13 protein-coding genes are annotated in these 16,814 nt (G+C 59.5%); 7 read left to right on the forward strand and 6 right to left on the reverse strand.

Annotation, left to right across the window (positions count from 1 at the left end; genetic code table 11):
• Positions 1-44: 44 nt before the first annotated feature.
• Together ACRZ95_RS15520 and ACRZ95_RS15525 are read left to right on the forward strand one after the other, a co-directional pair.
• Complete coding sequence (locus ACRZ95_RS15520; RefSeq protein WP_170679877.1) at positions 45-1,796, forward strand: type I secretion system permease/ATPase; 1,752 nt, start codon at positions 45-47, stop codon at positions 1,794-1,796.
• Positions 1,793-3,163, forward strand: a complete 1,371-nt coding sequence (locus ACRZ95_RS15525; RefSeq protein WP_170679875.1) for an HlyD family type I secretion periplasmic adaptor subunit — start codon at positions 1,793-1,795, stop codon at positions 3,161-3,163. The genes ACRZ95_RS15520 and ACRZ95_RS15525 overlap by 4 nt, the downstream gene beginning before the upstream one ends.
• A gap of 77 nt (positions 3,164-3,240) precedes the next feature.
• Here ACRZ95_RS15525 and ACRZ95_RS15530 read toward each other — a convergent pair whose 3' ends face one another.
• Complete coding sequence (locus ACRZ95_RS15530; RefSeq protein ID WP_170679873.1) at positions 3,241-3,858, reverse strand: TetR/AcrR family transcriptional regulator; 618 nt, start codon at positions 3,856-3,858, stop codon at positions 3,241-3,243.
• A gap of 147 nt (positions 3,859-4,005) precedes the next feature.
• Between ACRZ95_RS15530 and ACRZ95_RS15535 the strand changes: the two genes are divergently transcribed.
• From ACRZ95_RS15535 to ACRZ95_RS15550, 4 genes are all read left to right on the forward strand, one after another.
• Positions 4,006-4,935 (forward strand): AEC family transporter, encoded by a 930-nt coding sequence (locus ACRZ95_RS15535; RefSeq protein ID WP_170679871.1) that lies wholly within the window; start codon positions 4,006-4,008, stop codon positions 4,933-4,935.
• A gap of 105 nt (positions 4,936-5,040) precedes the next feature.
• A complete protein-coding gene (gene fghA, locus ACRZ95_RS15540; RefSeq protein WP_480555182.1) occupies positions 5,041-5,874 on the forward strand; it encodes an S-formylglutathione hydrolase in 834 nt (277 codons plus the stop codon).
• Positions 5,875-5,877: 3 nt separating this feature from the next.
• Positions 5,878-7,335: a Si-specific NAD(P)(+) transhydrogenase gene (sthA, locus tag ACRZ95_RS15545; protein WP_170377338.1), complete on the forward strand. Its 1,458-nt coding sequence runs from the start codon at positions 5,878-5,880 to the stop codon at positions 7,333-7,335.
• Entirely contained in the window at positions 7,332-7,787 is a 456-nt protein-coding gene (locus tag ACRZ95_RS15550) for a YaiI/YqxD family protein (protein ID WP_170679867.1), read from the forward strand. Before sthA ends, ACRZ95_RS15550 begins: the two co-directional genes overlap by 4 nt.
• Before the next feature lie 84 nt (positions 7,788-7,871).
• On the opposite strand, the gene ACRZ95_RS15555 is transcribed toward ACRZ95_RS15550, so the two are convergent.
• On the reverse strand, positions 7,872-9,113 hold the full coding sequence (locus ACRZ95_RS15555; protein WP_170679865.1) for an MFS transporter: 1,242 nt from the start codon (positions 9,111-9,113) through the stop codon (positions 7,872-7,874).
• 149 nt (positions 9,114-9,262) lie between these two features.
• Here ACRZ95_RS15555 and zapE point away from each other — a divergent pair, with 149 nt between their 5' ends.
• Positions 9,263-10,321 (forward strand): cell division protein ZapE, encoded by a 1,059-nt coding sequence (gene zapE, locus ACRZ95_RS15560; protein ID WP_170679863.1) that lies wholly within the window; start codon positions 9,263-9,265, stop codon positions 10,319-10,321.
• Between the two features lie 75 nt (positions 10,322-10,396).
• Here the strand turns inward: zapE and ACRZ95_RS15565 are convergent, their stop codons facing one another.
• From ACRZ95_RS15565 to ACRZ95_RS15580, 4 genes are read right to left on the reverse strand one after another with little or no spacing between them, the layout of a single operon-like run.
• Entirely contained in the window at positions 10,397-11,671 is a 1,275-nt protein-coding gene (locus ACRZ95_RS15565) for a bifunctional folylpolyglutamate synthase/dihydrofolate synthase (RefSeq protein ID WP_170679861.1), read from the reverse strand.
• Entirely contained in the window at positions 11,668-12,600 is a 933-nt protein-coding gene (gene accD / locus ACRZ95_RS15570) for an acetyl-CoA carboxylase, carboxyltransferase subunit beta (protein WP_170640185.1), read from the reverse strand. Before accD ends, ACRZ95_RS15565 begins: the two co-directional genes overlap by 4 nt.
• 60 nt (positions 12,601-12,660) lie before the next feature.
• The gene (locus tag ACRZ95_RS15575) at positions 12,661-13,551 is read right to left on the reverse strand and encodes a CPBP family intramembrane glutamic endopeptidase (RefSeq protein ID WP_480555184.1); all 891 of its coding nucleotides are present in this window, start codon (positions 13,549-13,551) and stop codon (positions 12,661-12,663) included.
• Complete coding sequence (locus ACRZ95_RS15580; RefSeq protein WP_170679857.1) at positions 13,544-16,651, reverse strand: ABC transporter transmembrane domain-containing protein; 3,108 nt, start codon at positions 16,649-16,651, stop codon at positions 13,544-13,546. Before ACRZ95_RS15580 ends, ACRZ95_RS15575 begins: the two co-directional genes overlap by 8 nt.
• Positions 16,652-16,814 lie beyond the last annotated feature (163 nt).

Raw genomic sequence — 16,814 nt, forward strand, 5'->3', positions numbered from 1 at the left:
CGGGTCACACCGCCCAGTTTGCCAAACCGGAAAAGGGCAAGACGATGTTTCAGAAATCCAACCCCGTACAAACCGCATGGGCCTCGTTGCGCAAAGGGTTTGTTGCTGTCGCTTTCTTCAGCCTGTTTCTCAACCTGCTGATGCTGGCCGGGCCGCTTTACATGCTGCAGGTCTACGACCGGGTCCTGACCAGCCAGAATGTCGACACGCTGATCGCGCTGACCCTTCTGCTGGGTGGCGTCTTTGTCGTGATCGCCTGTCTCGACCTGATGCGGATGCGCATCCTGGGCCGCCTGGCCGCCCGGTTCGAAATGGCCGTCGGTGCGCCCGTTCTGGGGGCCGCCATGCGCCGCCGGGTTCAGGGCAAAGCGCAGAGCGCCGAGAATCTGGTCGACGACGTCAACGGATTTCGCGAGTTCATCTCGGGCTCGACCCTGACAGCCTTTTTCGATGCGCCGTGGATTCCGATATACCTGCTGGTCCTCTATGTCCTGCACCCGCTGCTGGGTCTGCTGGGACTGGCCGGAGCCGTCACCCTGACCGTCATGGCGCTGATCAACAACGCACGCGCACAGAAACCGATGCGAAACGCTGCCGAGGCCCGAGGACGCTCGGACGCGCTGTTCAAGACTTCGGATCGTAATGCCGAACTGGTCCACGCGCTGGGCATGAAATCCGATCTGGTGCGTCGCTGGACCGCCCTGCAAATCGACGCGCACGCGCATAAAACATGCGCGGCTGACCGTATCACTGGCTTTTCGGTCCTGTCCAAGACCATCCGTATGGGCCTGCAATCGGCCATTCTGGGTCTGGGTGCAGCCCTTGCCATAACGGGCGAATCCACTGCAGGCGTCATGATCGCCGCGACCATCGTATTGGCGCGGGCGCTGGCGCCGATTGACCAGCTTATCGGCCAATGGCGTGGTTTTCTGGCCGCTCGCGGTTCCTACGCCAAGATCAAGGCGCTGACAGAGGACTTCGCCGAGGAAACACCCAACCTGCACCTGCCCCGCGCTTTCAAGACGTTGGACGCGAAAATTGCTCAGGCCGGTCCGCCGCGCGCGATCAATGCCACCATTCGGGGTATCGACTTTGATCTGGCCGCAGGCGACGTTCTGGCTGTCATTGGCCATAGCGGCTCGGGCAAGACGACGCTGGGCAAAATGCTGGCCGGGATCTGGCACCCGCAACGGGGCGAGGTTCTGCTGGATGGCAGCCCAATGTCGAAATGGAACACCGAGGATCTGGGCAAACAGATCGGCTACCTGCCGCAGGATGTCGAGCTGTTCGACGGTACGATCCGCGAAAACATCGCCCGTTTCTCGGTCGCCATCGACGACGCCGAGGTTTTTCGCGTCGCGCAGGAAGCTGGCATTCACGAAATGATCAGCGCCCTGCCCGACAGCTATGAAACGCGCATTGGTCAAGGGTTCTTTCTGTCCGGCGGTCAGCGGCAGCGTCTGGCCCTCGCCCGCGCGCTCTATGGTGACCCGTTTGTTCTGGTGCTGGACGAACCGAACTCGGATCTGGATGCCGAAGGGGAACAGGCCTTGCGCGATGCCATTCTGGCCACTCAGGCCCGCGGCTCCATCGCAATTGTCATGACTCACCGCCCCGCAACCTTGCAGGCCGCCAACAAGGTCATGGTCATGCGCAACGGGTCCCAGACCCAGTTCGGCGACAAGGATGACGTGCTGAAAGTCAATCGCCGCAATGTTCTGGACAGTTCAGGCAAGGGCACCCGCCCGACCCCTCAGCCCGTCCCGGAAACGCAAATCACAGGAGCAGCCCAATGACACAGATTGTCCCGTACAACGCCTCTCGCAATGCGTTGTCGCTGAATGAGGCAGAGTTCATCGACATCTCGGACGCCTCCCCCCGGATCGGACGCTATGTCTGGGTTGGCGTCATCACCCTGTTGGCCTTTGTCGGAGGCAGCGCCTACTGGGCCTTCGCCTCGAAACTGGACGGGGCGGTGGTTGCCCCTGCCTCCTTCGTGGTCGAAGGCGATCGCAAAACGGTCGAGCATCTGGACGGCGGCATCATCCGCGACATCCTGATTGCCGACGGAGATTTCGTTCAGGCCGGTCAACCTCTGATCCGGCTGGACAGCACCGATATCGACGTCGACCTGAACGTGCTGGGCAGCCAGATGGGTGAGCTTTCGGTGCGCCGCGCCCGCCTGCTGACACAGATGAGCGGTCAGGACCGGTTTGATGAAGCTTCGGCCATGGCTGGTTTTCAGGCGGGTATGGAGCGGCTGCACTGGACCTCCGCCTATCTGACGCAGAAACAGCTGTTTGACGCCGAAGCCCGCGCCCGCCAGACCGAAACTCGGATCAATGAGCAGCGGATTTCGGGCCTGAAGGATGAGGCCCAAGGGCTGGCCGAACAGCGTGTCAGAACCCAAAACCAGATCGAGATAACTCTAACCGAACTGGACAGCCTACAGACCCTGCTGGACAAAGGGTTGGTCGCGGCCACCCGTGTCAGCTCGCGTCAGATTGAGCTGCAGCGTCTCTACGGCGTCGATGCTTCGCTGCGCACCCAGATCGCGCAGGCTGAAAATCAAGTTAGAGAGCTGGAACTGACGCTGATCAGCCAGCAAAAGCTGCGGGATGAGGTAATCGCGGGAGAGCTTGCGGTGGCCGAAGCGCAGCTTGATCTGGTGCGCCCGCAATATGCAGGCACCGCCGAGCGCCGCAAGCGGATCGAGCTGTTGGCCCCGACCAGCGGGCGGGTCGTCAATCTGGCGGCTTCGACCACGGGCGGTGTCATTCGTCCGGGCGAACACATCATGGACATTGTCCCGGCGGATCAGGCGCTGATTGTCGAGGCGCGGGTCAAAACCGGTGATATCGACAAACTGCGGATCGGCCAGTCCACCCGAATTCGTCTGTCCGCATTTGCAGAGGCAGACGTCCCCGAGGCCAGCGGCAAGATCTTCGACATCTCGGCCGACGCTTTGGAAGACGAACGCACGGGTGAGCCCTACTACAAGGCGCGGGTCAAACTGGATGCCCAGCAGCCCGACGCGGTGATCGCGCTGGATCTGGTGCCCGGCATGCCGGCTGATCTGTTCGTCAATACCGGCGAGCGGGCCGTGATCGCCTATCTGTCACAGCCAATCAGCGACCGGTTGGCCAAAACTTTTATTGAGTGAGTGGGTTCTCAGGTAACGAGTATTTTTTTAACCAGTGGCAATGGTCTGCAGAGGGGGCTGCAGGCCATTTCACTTTGTCAAACCCCGTAGCGGGCCATGAACATGTCGACAGCTTGCAGGGCAACCTCGTCGATCTCAGCCTGTGTGAACTCTTCCTGGATGCCAAAGGCGGCACGCAGCCAGAGGCGCACCTTGCACAGCTCGGCGAATTGTTCTGCTGCGATCGTCACGTCCTCGATTACCAATTCGCCCTTGGCGACGGCCTTTTCCAGATACTCGACCATCTTGCGTTGACCGTTCTGAGGCCCAGCTTCGTAAAAGACGCGTCCAAGTTCCGGGAAACGATCCCGTTCAGCCACGCAAACGCGGAAAATCTGGCGATTGAAGTCCGACACGAAAAAGCTGACCAACTGCGTCGCGGTAATCGTCAGAACCTCACGCACGGGTTTGGTTTCGTCGATCATCGAGATCACACGCTCAGCCATGCGGCGGCACTCAGTTTGCGCAACCTCGATAAACAGCAAGCGCTTGTCGGGGAAATAGCTATATAGTGTCGCCTTCGAGACACCCGCCGCCCGCGCGATGTCATCAACACTTGCCCCCTCGAACCCATCCGCGAGAAAAACTTCTCGGGCCCCGCGCAGAACCTGGTCGAATTTTCGGCCGGTGCGCAGGATGGTGGCGGATTGGGTCATGATGGCTCCTTCAGCGGGTTGTGGATCGAATTTATAAACCGATCTGTTCAGACACAAGGATTCTTGGTGTTCTCTGACGGGCCGTCACCCAAAACGCCGTTCGATCCGTGACTTGCAGGTCGCGCAATCCATGCTAGGAGGGTACCCATGGTCGAGATTTTTCTGCGCACCCTTCCCTTCTTCGTGATCATCGGCCTGGGTTACTGGGCCGGGCGCACGCGGTTCTTCACAGAGGAAGCCACCGCCTATCTGACGAAATTCGTCTTTTTCTTTGCCCTGTCGGCCATGCTGTTCCGCTTTGCCGCCACCCTACCCTTTGCTGAGATTTTCAACGGGCGGCTGATCATCGGTTATCTGATCGGCACACTGGCGGTCTATGCTCTGGCGTCGCTAGTGGCTTGGATACGGGGCCTCGACATCCCCACCGCCGCGGTTGAGGCCCAGTGTGCCGCCATCGGCAATGTCGGCTTTCTGGGCCTGCCCATGCTGGCTATGCTGCTGTCCGAGGCCGCGATCGGACCCGTCATGCTGATACTTGCGGTGGATCTGGTGGTGTTTTCCTCACTCATTGTAATCCTGATCAATGGCGGCCGGGACGGAAAGCTAACGGTCAAAACGCTGCGCCTGATCGGGTTTGGGTTGCTCAAGAACCCGATGATCGTATCGATCTCGGCCGGATTGATCTGGTCGGCGCTGGCGATCCCGGTTCCCGGTCCGATGAACGATTTTCTGACCATATTAGGTGGGGCCGCAACGCCCGGAGCACTGTTCGCGATCGGCGCCTCGCTAGCCGGAAAATCGGCGGAGCGGATCCAAATCGCGGGCTGGCTGAGCTTTTGCAAGCTGATCGTCCACCCCGCCTGTGTCGCCGTCGCCCTGCTTTGGCTGGTTCCAGTCGATACCTTCTCTGCCACGGTTGCGATTGCCGCCGCTGCACTACCGGTTGCGGGCAATGTCTACATGCTAGCCGCGCATTACGGTGTTGCGCCTCATCGCGCCTCGGCGGCGATCCTGCTGTCTACGGCGGCCAGTATTCTGACGGTTCCGCTGATCATCGGATGGCTTACCGCTTTGTGAGCGCGCAACCCCACCAAAAAGTCATGCACAGGGTGACTGCCGCACTTTACGCGGCGTCCTTAGGGCGATAGCCATGGCGCGACCCTAGACTAAGGACTCGACCAGATGGAAACCCTTTCGGAAAATGCCTGTTTTGGTGGTGTGCAAGGTGTCTACCGCCATGCCTCGACCACCTGCCAATGCGATATGACCTTTGGCCTGTTCCTGCCTGCCGAGGCCATGGACGGCCCCGTTCCGGTCCTGTGGTACCTGTCTGGCCTGACCTGCACCCATGAAAACGCGATGACCAAGGCCGGTGCACAGGCCTGGGCCGCCGAACAGGGCATCGCCATCGTGTTCCCCGACACATCGCCCCGCGGCGAAGGCGTCGCGGACCACGAAGACTATGATCTTGGCCAGGGCGCGGGTTTCTACGTCAACGCAACGCAAACCCCGTGGGTCCCACATTTCAACATGTGGGACTATGTGGCCGAGGAACTGCCCGCGTTGATCGCTGAGAATTTTGCCATCGACATGGATCGTCAGGCAATCACCGGCCATTCGATGGGCGGGCATGGTGCGCTGACACTGGCGATGAACCTGCCGGGGCGCTATCGCTCGGTCTCGGCCTTTGCGCCAATTTCGAACCCGACCGGCGCGGATTGGGGTCGCAAACAGCTGAGCGCCTATCTGGGCGATGATGAGGCCGTTTGGGCCAAGCATGACGCCTCGCTCCTGATGAAAGAGGTCGGGTTTGACGGCCCTGTTCTTATCGACACCGGTGCCAACGACCAGTTCATCGACCTCCTGCGCCCCGAAACTTTGGCTTCGGCCATCGCCGAGCGCCGCCAGCAGGCGACCTATCGTCTGCAACCAGGCTATGACCATTCGTATTTCTTCGTGTCCACCTTCATGGAAGACCACGTCACTTTCCACGCCGAAGCGCTGTACGGAGACTGAGGCATGAGCAAGTATGACTATGACCTGATCATCATCGGGTCTGGCCCCTCGGGCCGGTCGGCGGCGATTCAGGCGGGCAAGCTGAAACGCCGGGTGCTGGTGATCGACCGGCACGATCGTTTCGGAGGCGTATCCGTACATACAGGCACGATCCCTTCCAAAACCCTGCGTGAAACCGTGCTGAACCTTTCGGGTTGGCGCGAGCGCAGCTTTTATGGCCGCTCCTACCGGGTCAAGGAACAGATTCGCGCCGAGGATCTGAAAGCCCGGCTTCACATGACGCTCGACCACGAAGTTGACGTGCTGGAGCATCAGTTCAACCGAAACCATGTGGATACTCTGAACGGGCTGGCCTCGTTCACGGGCCCGCATGAGATCGAGGTGGCGACGGATAGCGGTGAGAAAACCCGCCTGACCGCTGCAAAGTTTCTGATTGCGACCGGAACAAAGACCTATCGCCCGGACTATGTGCCTTTCAACGGCAAAACTGTTGTGGATGGCGATGAGTTCCTTGAAATGGCCGAGATCCCTCGGTCGCTGGTCGTGATCGGTGCCGGGGTGATTGGCGTAGAATACGCCACCATGTTTTCGGCCCTTGATGTGCGCGTCACCCTGATCGAGCCGCGCGACACCTTCCTTGATTTCATCGACAAACGCCTGATCCACGATTTCACACATCAGATTCGCGAAAATGGGGTGGATCTTCGGCTCGGCTCGGCCGTCGAAAAGATCGAAGATGCGGGCGAGCATGTCGAGGTCACCCTAGAGAACGGTCGTCACGTCCGGGCAGAGATGCTGTTGTTTGCTGCCGGTCGGATGGGCGCGACCTCGACGCTGAATCTGAAGGCTGTGGGCGTGGAAACCGATCACCGCAACCGGATCAGCGTGGATCGCAAGACTTACCAGACCGAAGTGCCGCATGTTTATGCTACGGGAGACGTGATCGGGCACCCTTCGCTAGCCTCGACCTCTCTGCAACAAGGACGCGTTGCAGCCTGTCATGCGCTTGAAACCCCAACCTTGCCGGAAAGCCCTTGGTATCCTTACGGGATCTATTCCGTGCCCGAAATCTCGACTTGCGGCATGTCCGAGGAAGAGTTGCAGGAGCGCGGTATTCCCTACGAGGTCGGCGTGGCGCGATTCCGCGAAACCTCGCGTGGGCATATCATGGGGTTGGAACATGGCATGTTAAAAATGCTGTTTTCCTTGAAAACCCGCCGGGTGCTTGGTGTGCAGATCGTGGGCGAAGGCGCGACAGAGTTGATACATATCGCGCAGGCCGTGCTGAATCTGAAAGGCACCGTGGATTACTTCGTACAGAACACGTTCAACTATCCGACGCTGGCCGAGGCCTATAAGATCGCGGGTCTGGATGCCTTCAATCGGATGCCGATCCCTGAAGAGTTCAAGGTCAAGAAAAAGCCTGTTGAACCCGCAAAGAAAGAGGCGAAGAAAGCGTGACTACGCTCTATGTCGATGGGGACGCCTGCCCAGTCAAAGCCGAGGCTGAGCGGGTCGCGACCCGGCACAACGTGCCCATGGCGCTGGTGTCGAATGGCGGGTTGCGGCCATCGGCAAACCCTCTAGTGCAGGTCGTCATTGTCGCCGAGGGCGCGGATGAGGCGGACAAATGGATCGCCGAGCGTTGCGGTTCCGGCGATGTCGTGGTCACCTCGGACATCCCGCTGGCCGCCAAGTGTGTCGAGGCCGGTGCCCGTGTGCTAAGGCCCAACGGTGAGGCTTTCACGGCCGCCAATATCGGCCAGCAACTGGCGATGCGCGACCTGATGGCGGATCTTCGGGCTGCAAACCCTCTGGGCGCAGGGGGTGGCGGCAAACCGTTTGGAAAAGCCGATCGCTCGCGGTTCTTGGACGCTCTGGAGCGGGAACTGCGAGCGGCGCAGCGCAGCTGACCCTTCCGTCAGTCAAGGACGCATCAAAGATGCGCCCTCGCCTGTTGGGCTAGGCAGCGCGTGCCGCGCTGCGGGTGCGCCCAGCTATGCAGCCGCAGGGGTTGGACCTCGGTTCTCGCGAATGGGCAAGTGGACTATCGCGCTGAACGCGCCCACGGCGATACCGATCCACCAAACCATCGTGTAGTCGCCATAGACGTCATACATCCGCCCGCCCAGCCAGATGCCAAGGAAACTCCCAAGTTGGTGGCTGAGGAAGACAATTCCATACAGCGTACCCATGTAGCGCAGACCGTAGAGATGCGCGACCAGACCGGATGTCAGTGGTATTGTGGCCAGCCAGAGAGAGCCCATAGCCAACGAAAAAACGATGACCGATATTGGGGTGATCGGAAACATGATGAACACGACAGCAGCCAGCGTGCGCGCCGTATATACGATGGCCAGCAAGTATTTCTTGGGAAAGTGGTTCCCCGCCCAGCCTGCCAAAAGCGTGCCGCCGATATTAGCCAGCCCGATCAGCGAAATGGACAACGCACCCAAGGCGGACGTGGTCGTTATGCCTATCGAATGCAGGACGCCACCCGGCTGGATGGGGCCGCACATCTCGGTCACGAAGGCTGGGAAGTGAGCTGTGATAAAGCCGAGCTGATAGCCACAGCTGAAAAAGCCAAGTGAGATCAGCGTGTAAGACGGGTCTCGGAGGGCACGCCCCAAGATTTGACCCATGCTTTCTTCCAGCTCGGCCTTACTGCTTTGCTGAGGCGCACGCATGAAGGGCAGGATCAGCACGAGGCAGAGAATAGCGACGGCGAACACGATATAGACCTGATGCCAGGGCAGGAAGGTCAGCATCCATTCGGCCGTTGGCGCGCCCAAAACCTGACCGAAACTGCCCGCAGCCGTAACGATGGCCAAAGACATGGATCGGTTCGCGTCAGAGGATGCCCGCCCAACCACGGCAAGAACCACGCCGAAGCCGGTCCCTGCAATGCCAAACCCGACCAACCATGCGTAGATTTGGTGTTCAAACGGAGTAATAGACCAGGCTGAAAGCACCATGCCAGCGGCATAAGTCAGCGCGCCAAGCACAATGGCCTTTCGGTCGCCGATCTTTTCAGCGATGGCGCCAAAGATCGGCTGCCCGATCCCCCAGGCCAGATTCTGGATCGCAATGGCCATTGAGAAATCGGTGCGCAGCCAGCCGAACTCAGATGCGATCGGGATCTGGAACACCCCAAACGAAGCGCGCACCGCGAAACTGACTGTAATGATGATACAGCCAACGATCAGAATTGGATTCAGCAGACGTGCGGAGTGCGGCATCGGGACCTCAGACAAACAAGTTTTGCGACGCTACTGTTTTTCTTCAGCGCGTCAATTCAGTAGATTTGCGGTTCGACATAAGGAAAATTGATGCATGCCTGAAAATGCCCGCTTTTCAACGCGTAGTGCGGGCGCTATGGCTCAAACCCATGACGGATCTGATTTCGCTGTATAACGAACGTATCTCCGATGGGTCTCTGACGCGGGATGACGCGCAGGAAGCCGTTCTGCCGCATTTTGAACGTATCCGGGGCGAGTTGAGCGCGCCGGTGAAGCGGGGCTTGTTCCGCAAGGCTCCTCCACCGCCCAAGGGGCTGTACCTGTGGGGCGGGGTTGGGCGTGGGAAGTCCATGCTGATGGATATGTTTGTGGATGCGCTGGAGGATATACCGGCGCGGAGGGTGCATTTTCACGCGTTCATGCAGGAAATCCATGCGGGTATGCACAAGGCACGCAAGGATGGTGTTGAAGACGCGCTAGCCCCGGTCGCGCAGGATGTCGTGAAATCTGTCAAGCTGCTGGCGTTTGACGAAATGCAGATCACTGATATCACGGACGCCATGATCGTCGGACGCCTGTTTGATCTGCTATATGCGGGGGGGGTGGTCATCGTAACGACCTCGAACCGGCATCCAGATGATCTGTACAAGGACGGTTTGAACCGACAGCTGTTTTTGCCTTTCATCGCCCATATCAAAGAGCAGCTTCAGGTGTGGGAGCTGGTCTCACCGACTGACTATCGCCAGAACCGCCTTGAGGGCGCGCCGGTTTATTTCTCGCCAATCGGGCCGGAAGCGCGTGAGAAGATACGGGCCGTTTGGGCGGATTTGTCGGGAGGCACGGCCGAGCCCTTGATTTTGCAGGTCAAAGGCCGCGCTGTTGAGCTGCCAGCTTTTCGCAATGGGGTTGCGCGGGCCTCGTTCTACGACCTGTGTGGACGGATGCTGGGTCCCGGGGATTATCTGGCAATCGCCGAAGCGGTCAAGGTGCTGGTGTTGGAGGATATTCCGCGTCTGTCGCGCAACAACTTCAATGAGGCCAAGCGCTTTGTGACGTTGATCGATGCTCTGTATGAGGCCAAGGTTCGGTTGATCTGTTCTGCGGCGGCTGAGCCCGAGATGCTTTATGTCGAGGGCGAAGGGACCTTTGAATTTGAGCGCACCGCGTCTCGGCTACGGGAAATGCAGGATCAGGATTGGGGGAAGTAGGGGGGGCGCTGCCCCCGCCGCCACTGGCGGCTCCCCCGGGATATTTTTGGCCAGATGAAGCCCTGCGGGCGGATCTTAGCCGTTTTCGCGCAGGATATTGCCCGCAAGGTAGAGGGACCCGCAGATCAGGATACGTGCCTGTGGGTCTTTGGCCACGACTTTGTCGAGCGCCTCGGCCACGCTGTTGGCGGTTGATGCGGATAGATCGACCTTGGCGGCAGCGGCGGCTGTTTCTTCGGCGCTGAGGGTTGCGGCCTCACCCGGGATGGAAACAGCGGTCAGGCTCTGGGCCTGTTTGGCAAGCGGCGCGAGGTAGCCTGTTACGTCTTTGGTGTTCAGCATACCGCAGATCATATGGGTCGGGCGTGTCGGCAGGTTCGACAGAACCTCGGCCAGAGCGATGCCTGCCGCGGCGTTGTGCCCTCCATCCAGCCAGAGCTCGGCCTGCCCTGCCGTTTGCACCAGCGGGCCGGTTTTGAGGCGCTGCATCCGTGCGGGCCATTCGGCCTTGGTCACGGCGGCCTCATAGGCGGCATCGCCAAGGTTGAGATGGCGCAGAACGGCCAGGGCCGCTCCTGCGTTCTGGATCTGGTGGGCACCCAAGAGGTTGGGCAGAGGCAGGTCACGGAGGCCGGTTTCGTCTTGGTAGATCAGGCGGCCATTTTCTTCGGTGACGTGCCATTGCTGGCCATAGGCAATGAGAGGCGCGCCGAGGCGTGCGGCGGTCTGTTCGATCACCTCCATCGCCTCATCAGGTTGCGGGCCGACGATGCAAGGCACGCCGCGTTTGATGATACCGGCCTTTTCAGCGGCGATTTTCGCCAGGGTGTTGCCCAGAAACTGTTCGTGGTCGATTGAGATCGGGGTGATCACCGTCACGGCAGGTTTTTCGATCACATTGGTCGCGTCCAGACGCCCGCCGAGGCCGACTTCGAGCAGGGTGTAATCCGCTTTGGCTCGTGCGAAGGCCAAAAGGGCCGCGCAGGTCGTGATCTCGAAATAGGTGATGTTCTCGCCGCCATTGGCCGCGTAACACTCATCGAGTACTGCCGTCAGGTCGGGTTCCGAGATCAGCTCTCCGGCCAAACGAATACGTTCATGGAACCGGGCGAGATGCGGTGAGGTATAGGCGTGGGCCGACAGCCCTGCCCCCTCAAGCCCGGCTCGGATCATCGCTTGGGTCGAACCCTTGCCGTTGGTTCCGGCGATGTGGATCACCGGCGGCAACTTGTCTTGCGGGTTGTCCAATGCCTCTAGCAAACGCCAGACGCGATCCAAGGTCAGGTCGATGATCTTGGGGTGCAGCGCCATCATCCGGTCGAGGATGGCGTCCGATGTTTGGGTGGTCATTTCTGATCCGTATCTTCAGCAGGCGCGTCTACGGCGGCCTCTTCCGGTTCCGGCGCAGGCAGATCGCCTTTGATCGCCGGCGGCTGGTTCATCAGCATGCGGGTGATGGTGATCAACTCTTCACGCAGTTCGGTGCGTTTGGTCACGCGGTCCAGCATACCGTGGTCCAGCAGATATTCGGCCCGCTGGAACCCTTCGGGCAGTTTTTCACGGATGGTCTGCTCGATCACGCGGGGACCGGCAAAGCAGATCAACGCGTTGGGTTCCGATATATGCACGTCGCCCAGCATTGCGTAAGACGCAGTCACACCTCCGGTGGTCGGGTGGGTCAGCACGACGATATAGGGCAGGTTCGCCTCTTTCAGCATCTCGACGGCCACGGTGGTACGCGGCATCTGCATCAGGCTCAGGATGCCTTCCTGCATTCGAGCACCACCCGCGGCCGAGAAAAGGATCAGCGGACGCTTTAGTTTCACCGCCTCTTGCGCGGCGGCGATGATCGCGTTGCCGACATACATGCCCATGGACCCGCCCATGAACGAGAAATCCTGTGCCGCCGCAACAATCGGGGTACGCCCGATCTCGCCAGTGGCCACAAGCATGGCTTCTTTCTCGCCGGTTTTCTTCTGGGCCGCCTTCATGCGATCGGGGTATTTCTTCTGATCGCGGAACTGCAGCGGGTCATCTTTCGGCGCGGGCACTGCAACTTCGGTAAAAATGCCGCCATCGAACAGGTGGCCGAACCGGTCGCGCGGCGTGATTGCCATGTGGTGACCGCACTGGGTGCAGACGTTCTGGTTTTCGGCCAATTCGCGATGGAACAGCATCGTTCCGCATTCACCGCATTTGTGCCACAGATTTTCTGGCACTTCTCGGCGCGAGAAGATCGAGTTGATCCGGGGGCGGACGTAGTTTGTGATCCAGTTCATATCAGAGCCTTGGATTGTGCGGCGTTGACGTCAAATAAGACGCTACGGAAAGAAATGCAATCAGCGCCTGATGACGAGGCGTGCTGTCAGCCAGCAAACCATCATTGAGCCGAAATCCACCCACAACCACTGCCGCAGCACGCCACCGTCCGACATATCGTAGGGCAGCAGGAAAAGGGCCAGACCGCTGAGCGTATCGGGCAGTGAGATAATCAGGAGAGAGATCACATTATTGAAGAAATGCAAGGCGATAGCCGGGCCCAAAGTGCCGGACCGGGCCGTCAGATCAGCTGCCAGAACGCCGAACACGCAGGACCAGACCGCGACCAACAGCGCATTGTCGCCAGCGATCCCCGGCGCATAGTGACCGGCGGCAAACAAGGCCGAGGGCACCCCAACCCAGATCAGCGGTGACTGGAACCGTGCGGCCAGAGATTGCTGCAGGTAGCCGCGAAACAGGATCTCTTCGGCGCTGGTCTGAATCAGCACGGCGCCTGCTGCGAACGGCAGCAGCACGATCCAGGTCGAGAAGGCGAGGTTCTGGGTCAGCGGATCCCCCATTCCGTAAGGCGGTAGGGCTGCCAGTGCCAGACCCAGAACCGCCAGGGCCACCAAAACCCGTGTGAATTGACTGATCGCCAGACGACGCTCTCCGAGAATCGCCCAGAGTGACCTTTGCTGCATCTGTTTTGCAGCGACAGCGACCCCAATCGTCAGAAACCCAAAGCTGGCCAGCAGGACAAATGTCGCGAGGGGGGACGTTCCGCGCAAAAACCCTTGGGCCTGAGAGGGCGGGATCAGCGCTCCGACGATCGCAAAAAGTACAGTATTCGCCGCCAAATAGAGCGCGCAAATAATTACCAGCCCGACCAGCAACCGCCAAAGGTCAGGGCGCGTGCGGGCGTCGCGCACCAGATGTTCATGCGCGGTATAGGCAGCGGGTTCAATCATTGTCATCTGCCTCGTCAAGAATGGTTTCCTGTACCACGTCCGGGAAGACATCCGCCGGATTGGCAACCGTGTTCACGCGCGTGGCGAGCGTAGTCAGGTATCCCGCGACAGTTTGCAGCAACTGCGTCGCGACCGAGGCGTCGCTTTCGACAACGGCGCGCAGTTCTTCGGCTCCAATACGCAGGAAGGCGCAATCTGTGTTGGCGACCAGATCAAGTTGTCGGCGGTCACCGGTGATGATCGACAGGTCCCCGATCAGGCGGCCCGGCTCAACAATCGATATGGGGCGTTTGTTGCCATCTTCATCCGACCAGTCCAACCGGGCCTGACCCCGAATGCACAGGTAGGCTGCGTCCGCCGTCTGCCCGCGCGAAAAGATCACCTGCCCCGCCGCAACGTCGTACCATTGCGCCGAGAACGCCAGCAGCCGTTGGCTCCGCCCGTCGATGCCCGAGAAAAGCTCGGTGGTCGAGATAATTTCGAGCTTTCTGCTGAGGTCGGCAGTAGCTCCTTCTTGATGCAGAACGGGTGTGCGTGAGACACCGTCGATGCGGCCATCCTTTACCTCGACGAACAGATCATAGGCTTCGGGATGGGCAAAATGATCCTCCATGAAGATCATGATCGACTCGGGCAGCAATTCCCGCAGGCGCAGCCGGGTGCGCAGGCGGCTTTCCGAATCGTGGCTGGCGAGCGCCTTGTCGAGGATCAGGATATCGGGTCGCTTGATCCCTGCACGCGAGAACGATGCGCGTTCTTGGAACACCGTAGGCAGGTTGTTCCCCCCCAAGCCCGAGGGCAGGTCGAACATGGTGGCCGCAGCGCGGCGGCGCAGGCCGGCCTCATTCACGGCCTGGGCGACCAGATCTTCGATCTCTTCGGCGTGGGCGCCTGCCATGAGGGAAACGCGCCCATAAAGGACATTCTCGATCACGGTCAGGCGCGGGAAGTAGGCGTCAGGTGACAATGGAACGAACATCCCATCCAGCGCCTCATGCATGGCGGCGGATTGCTGTTTTCGGATCGCAAGGATCTTGTCCTTGTATTCATCCGGAAAGTCGGGGCCAATTTGCTCGGCCGTCAACAGGAACGGCACCGTCAGCATCAACGCACAATCCGGTTCTGAGACCGCATCGTCCCCTTTGGTTTTCAGGCGATCCTTGATGTCCAAAAGCCTGTGATACATGTCTTTGGACATTCCCAACCGTAGGAAAAGCGGGTGATCGGTGCCATCGCGACCAAAGGCCTGGTCCAACGTCTCGATCACGGTGCTGGCCATGTTCATTGCTTCCTCGGCCAGATCATGGCTGCGCAACATGTTGCGGAACCGCTGATCACCAGCCAACGACTCGGGTGTGATATCCCGCGCGGGCGTTGCAAACAGCAAGTTGCCACCCAAAGGCACTGCCGGATTAAACTGATCCGGGTCGAACCGGTAGACATAGCGATCGAGGCCCTTGTCCTGCAATTTCTGGGCCACTGTCTCGCGAAGTTTCACAAGCTCTTGCGCCAAGCCTGGATGCAATTTCGGGTCAAACTGCGTGCGCAGGGTGCGTCGCAACATGAACTCGTCAATGCCCATCGCCTCGACCAGTTGGAACCACCACGCGCGGATGTCGTCGATATCGTCCAGCCCGGCCAGCCCCGGATCGACCCACTCATCCTCGAGCGAATCTATTGGATTGCCGGACCGAACGGCCTCGATCTGGCGGCGGGTCGGGGCCTTCTTGGCCTCAGTTTCGTGCTGAGGATAAGGACGCAGCGGCATCAATAGGTTGTCACCCAGAGTTCCATCGAACAGGTAAGGCCGCGAATAGGCGTAACCGATCCGAGCAGCAATCACCGCCTGATGCAATTCGTTCAGATTGTGCCCGGCCAGCAGGACCTCGCCCTGAACCGGTACCACCTCACGCGTCAGAAGCTGCGCTAAGGCGGTGCGTTCGGCCGCGTTGGTCGACTGAATCGCCACCCTCGCGCCCTTGGGAATTCTCAGATCGATATCTTCCAGAATGGTCTTGCCGTCATCATCGCGCACGGTGACATTGCGCAGTTCGATATCACCGGTGAGGTGCGGGATGACCTCGGGCCGGCCATCGAACAGATGTTCGGGGATCATGTTGGACGGGGCGAAGCGTTCGGTCACGATCTCCCATCGCAGCGACATATCCTGCACCTGATTGTAGTAGGTCAGCAGATCCTTCCACGGGCCACTCAGATCTTTGTACGCCCCCAAAGCGGCGACCAGAGCACCCACCGTCACCTCACCCGTGATCGCAAGATATCCACCGACCGAGTAGAACAGGAACGGCGTTATCTGAGTGATCAGATTGTTGAGGAACTTCATGAAGAACTTTTTGTTGTAGATCTTGAAGCGGATCTCGAACAAGTTCCCCAGACGATAGCTGAACTGCGCCAATCGGTAGCGCCAGCCGCCATTGGTGCGCAAATCGCTGATCCCGGCGGCACTCTCGCCGATCTCGGAACTCAGGTGGCGGACCTCCTGAATGCGTTCTTTGTTCAGCAGGTTGATCTGGCGTTGCAGTTTCGGGATCAACCACGCCTGTAGCGGGATTAGGGCGATACTGGCCAACCCGAACCAGACACTCTGCATGAACAGGAAGGTGACGATGGTCATCATCTGACCGAACTGGAACACCGGTTGGGCGATGGCATCGCCCATCAGACCACCCATAGGTTCGGCCTCGGAAGTGATCATCGAAACCAGCTCACCCTGACTGGTGGTGGCGAAATACGATTTCGGAAAGCGCATCGACCGGTTGATCAGGGTAAACCGCAAGCGACGCAGCATCCGCTCGGCCAGAACGCCCTTCATCGTGTTGATGCGCATCTTCATCAGACCGCTGGCGATCACCGTAGCCAGAAAGGCAAAACACAGGATCATAAGGTATTGAATCTGCGTGACAGTCACCCCCCAGATCGTGACCGTATCTGCGGGCGCACCAATGGCATCGTTGATTATCTGCTTGGGCAGCTCAAGCGAGGCATAGAGGAACGGAAACGAAAGAACCGTCAGAACCAACAGCACAAGCTGTTGTTTTTTGGAGTGTTTCCAAATGAACGAAAACAGGGTGGGTTCCATGGCCGGGCCTTGTCGAATGAAAAACTGATGCGTGGCGTGGTTGCTGGCGACCCGCTTTTTCAAGAGGCCCGACCCTAAGCACAGACCCGACGTAATGCAAGAACCGACGGTGGCCTTACGCGCCGAAAACCGACAGATCCAAATTCCGGGTTTGTCCCTTGCC

The organism is Ruegeria sp. AI3, assembly GCF_056541245.1.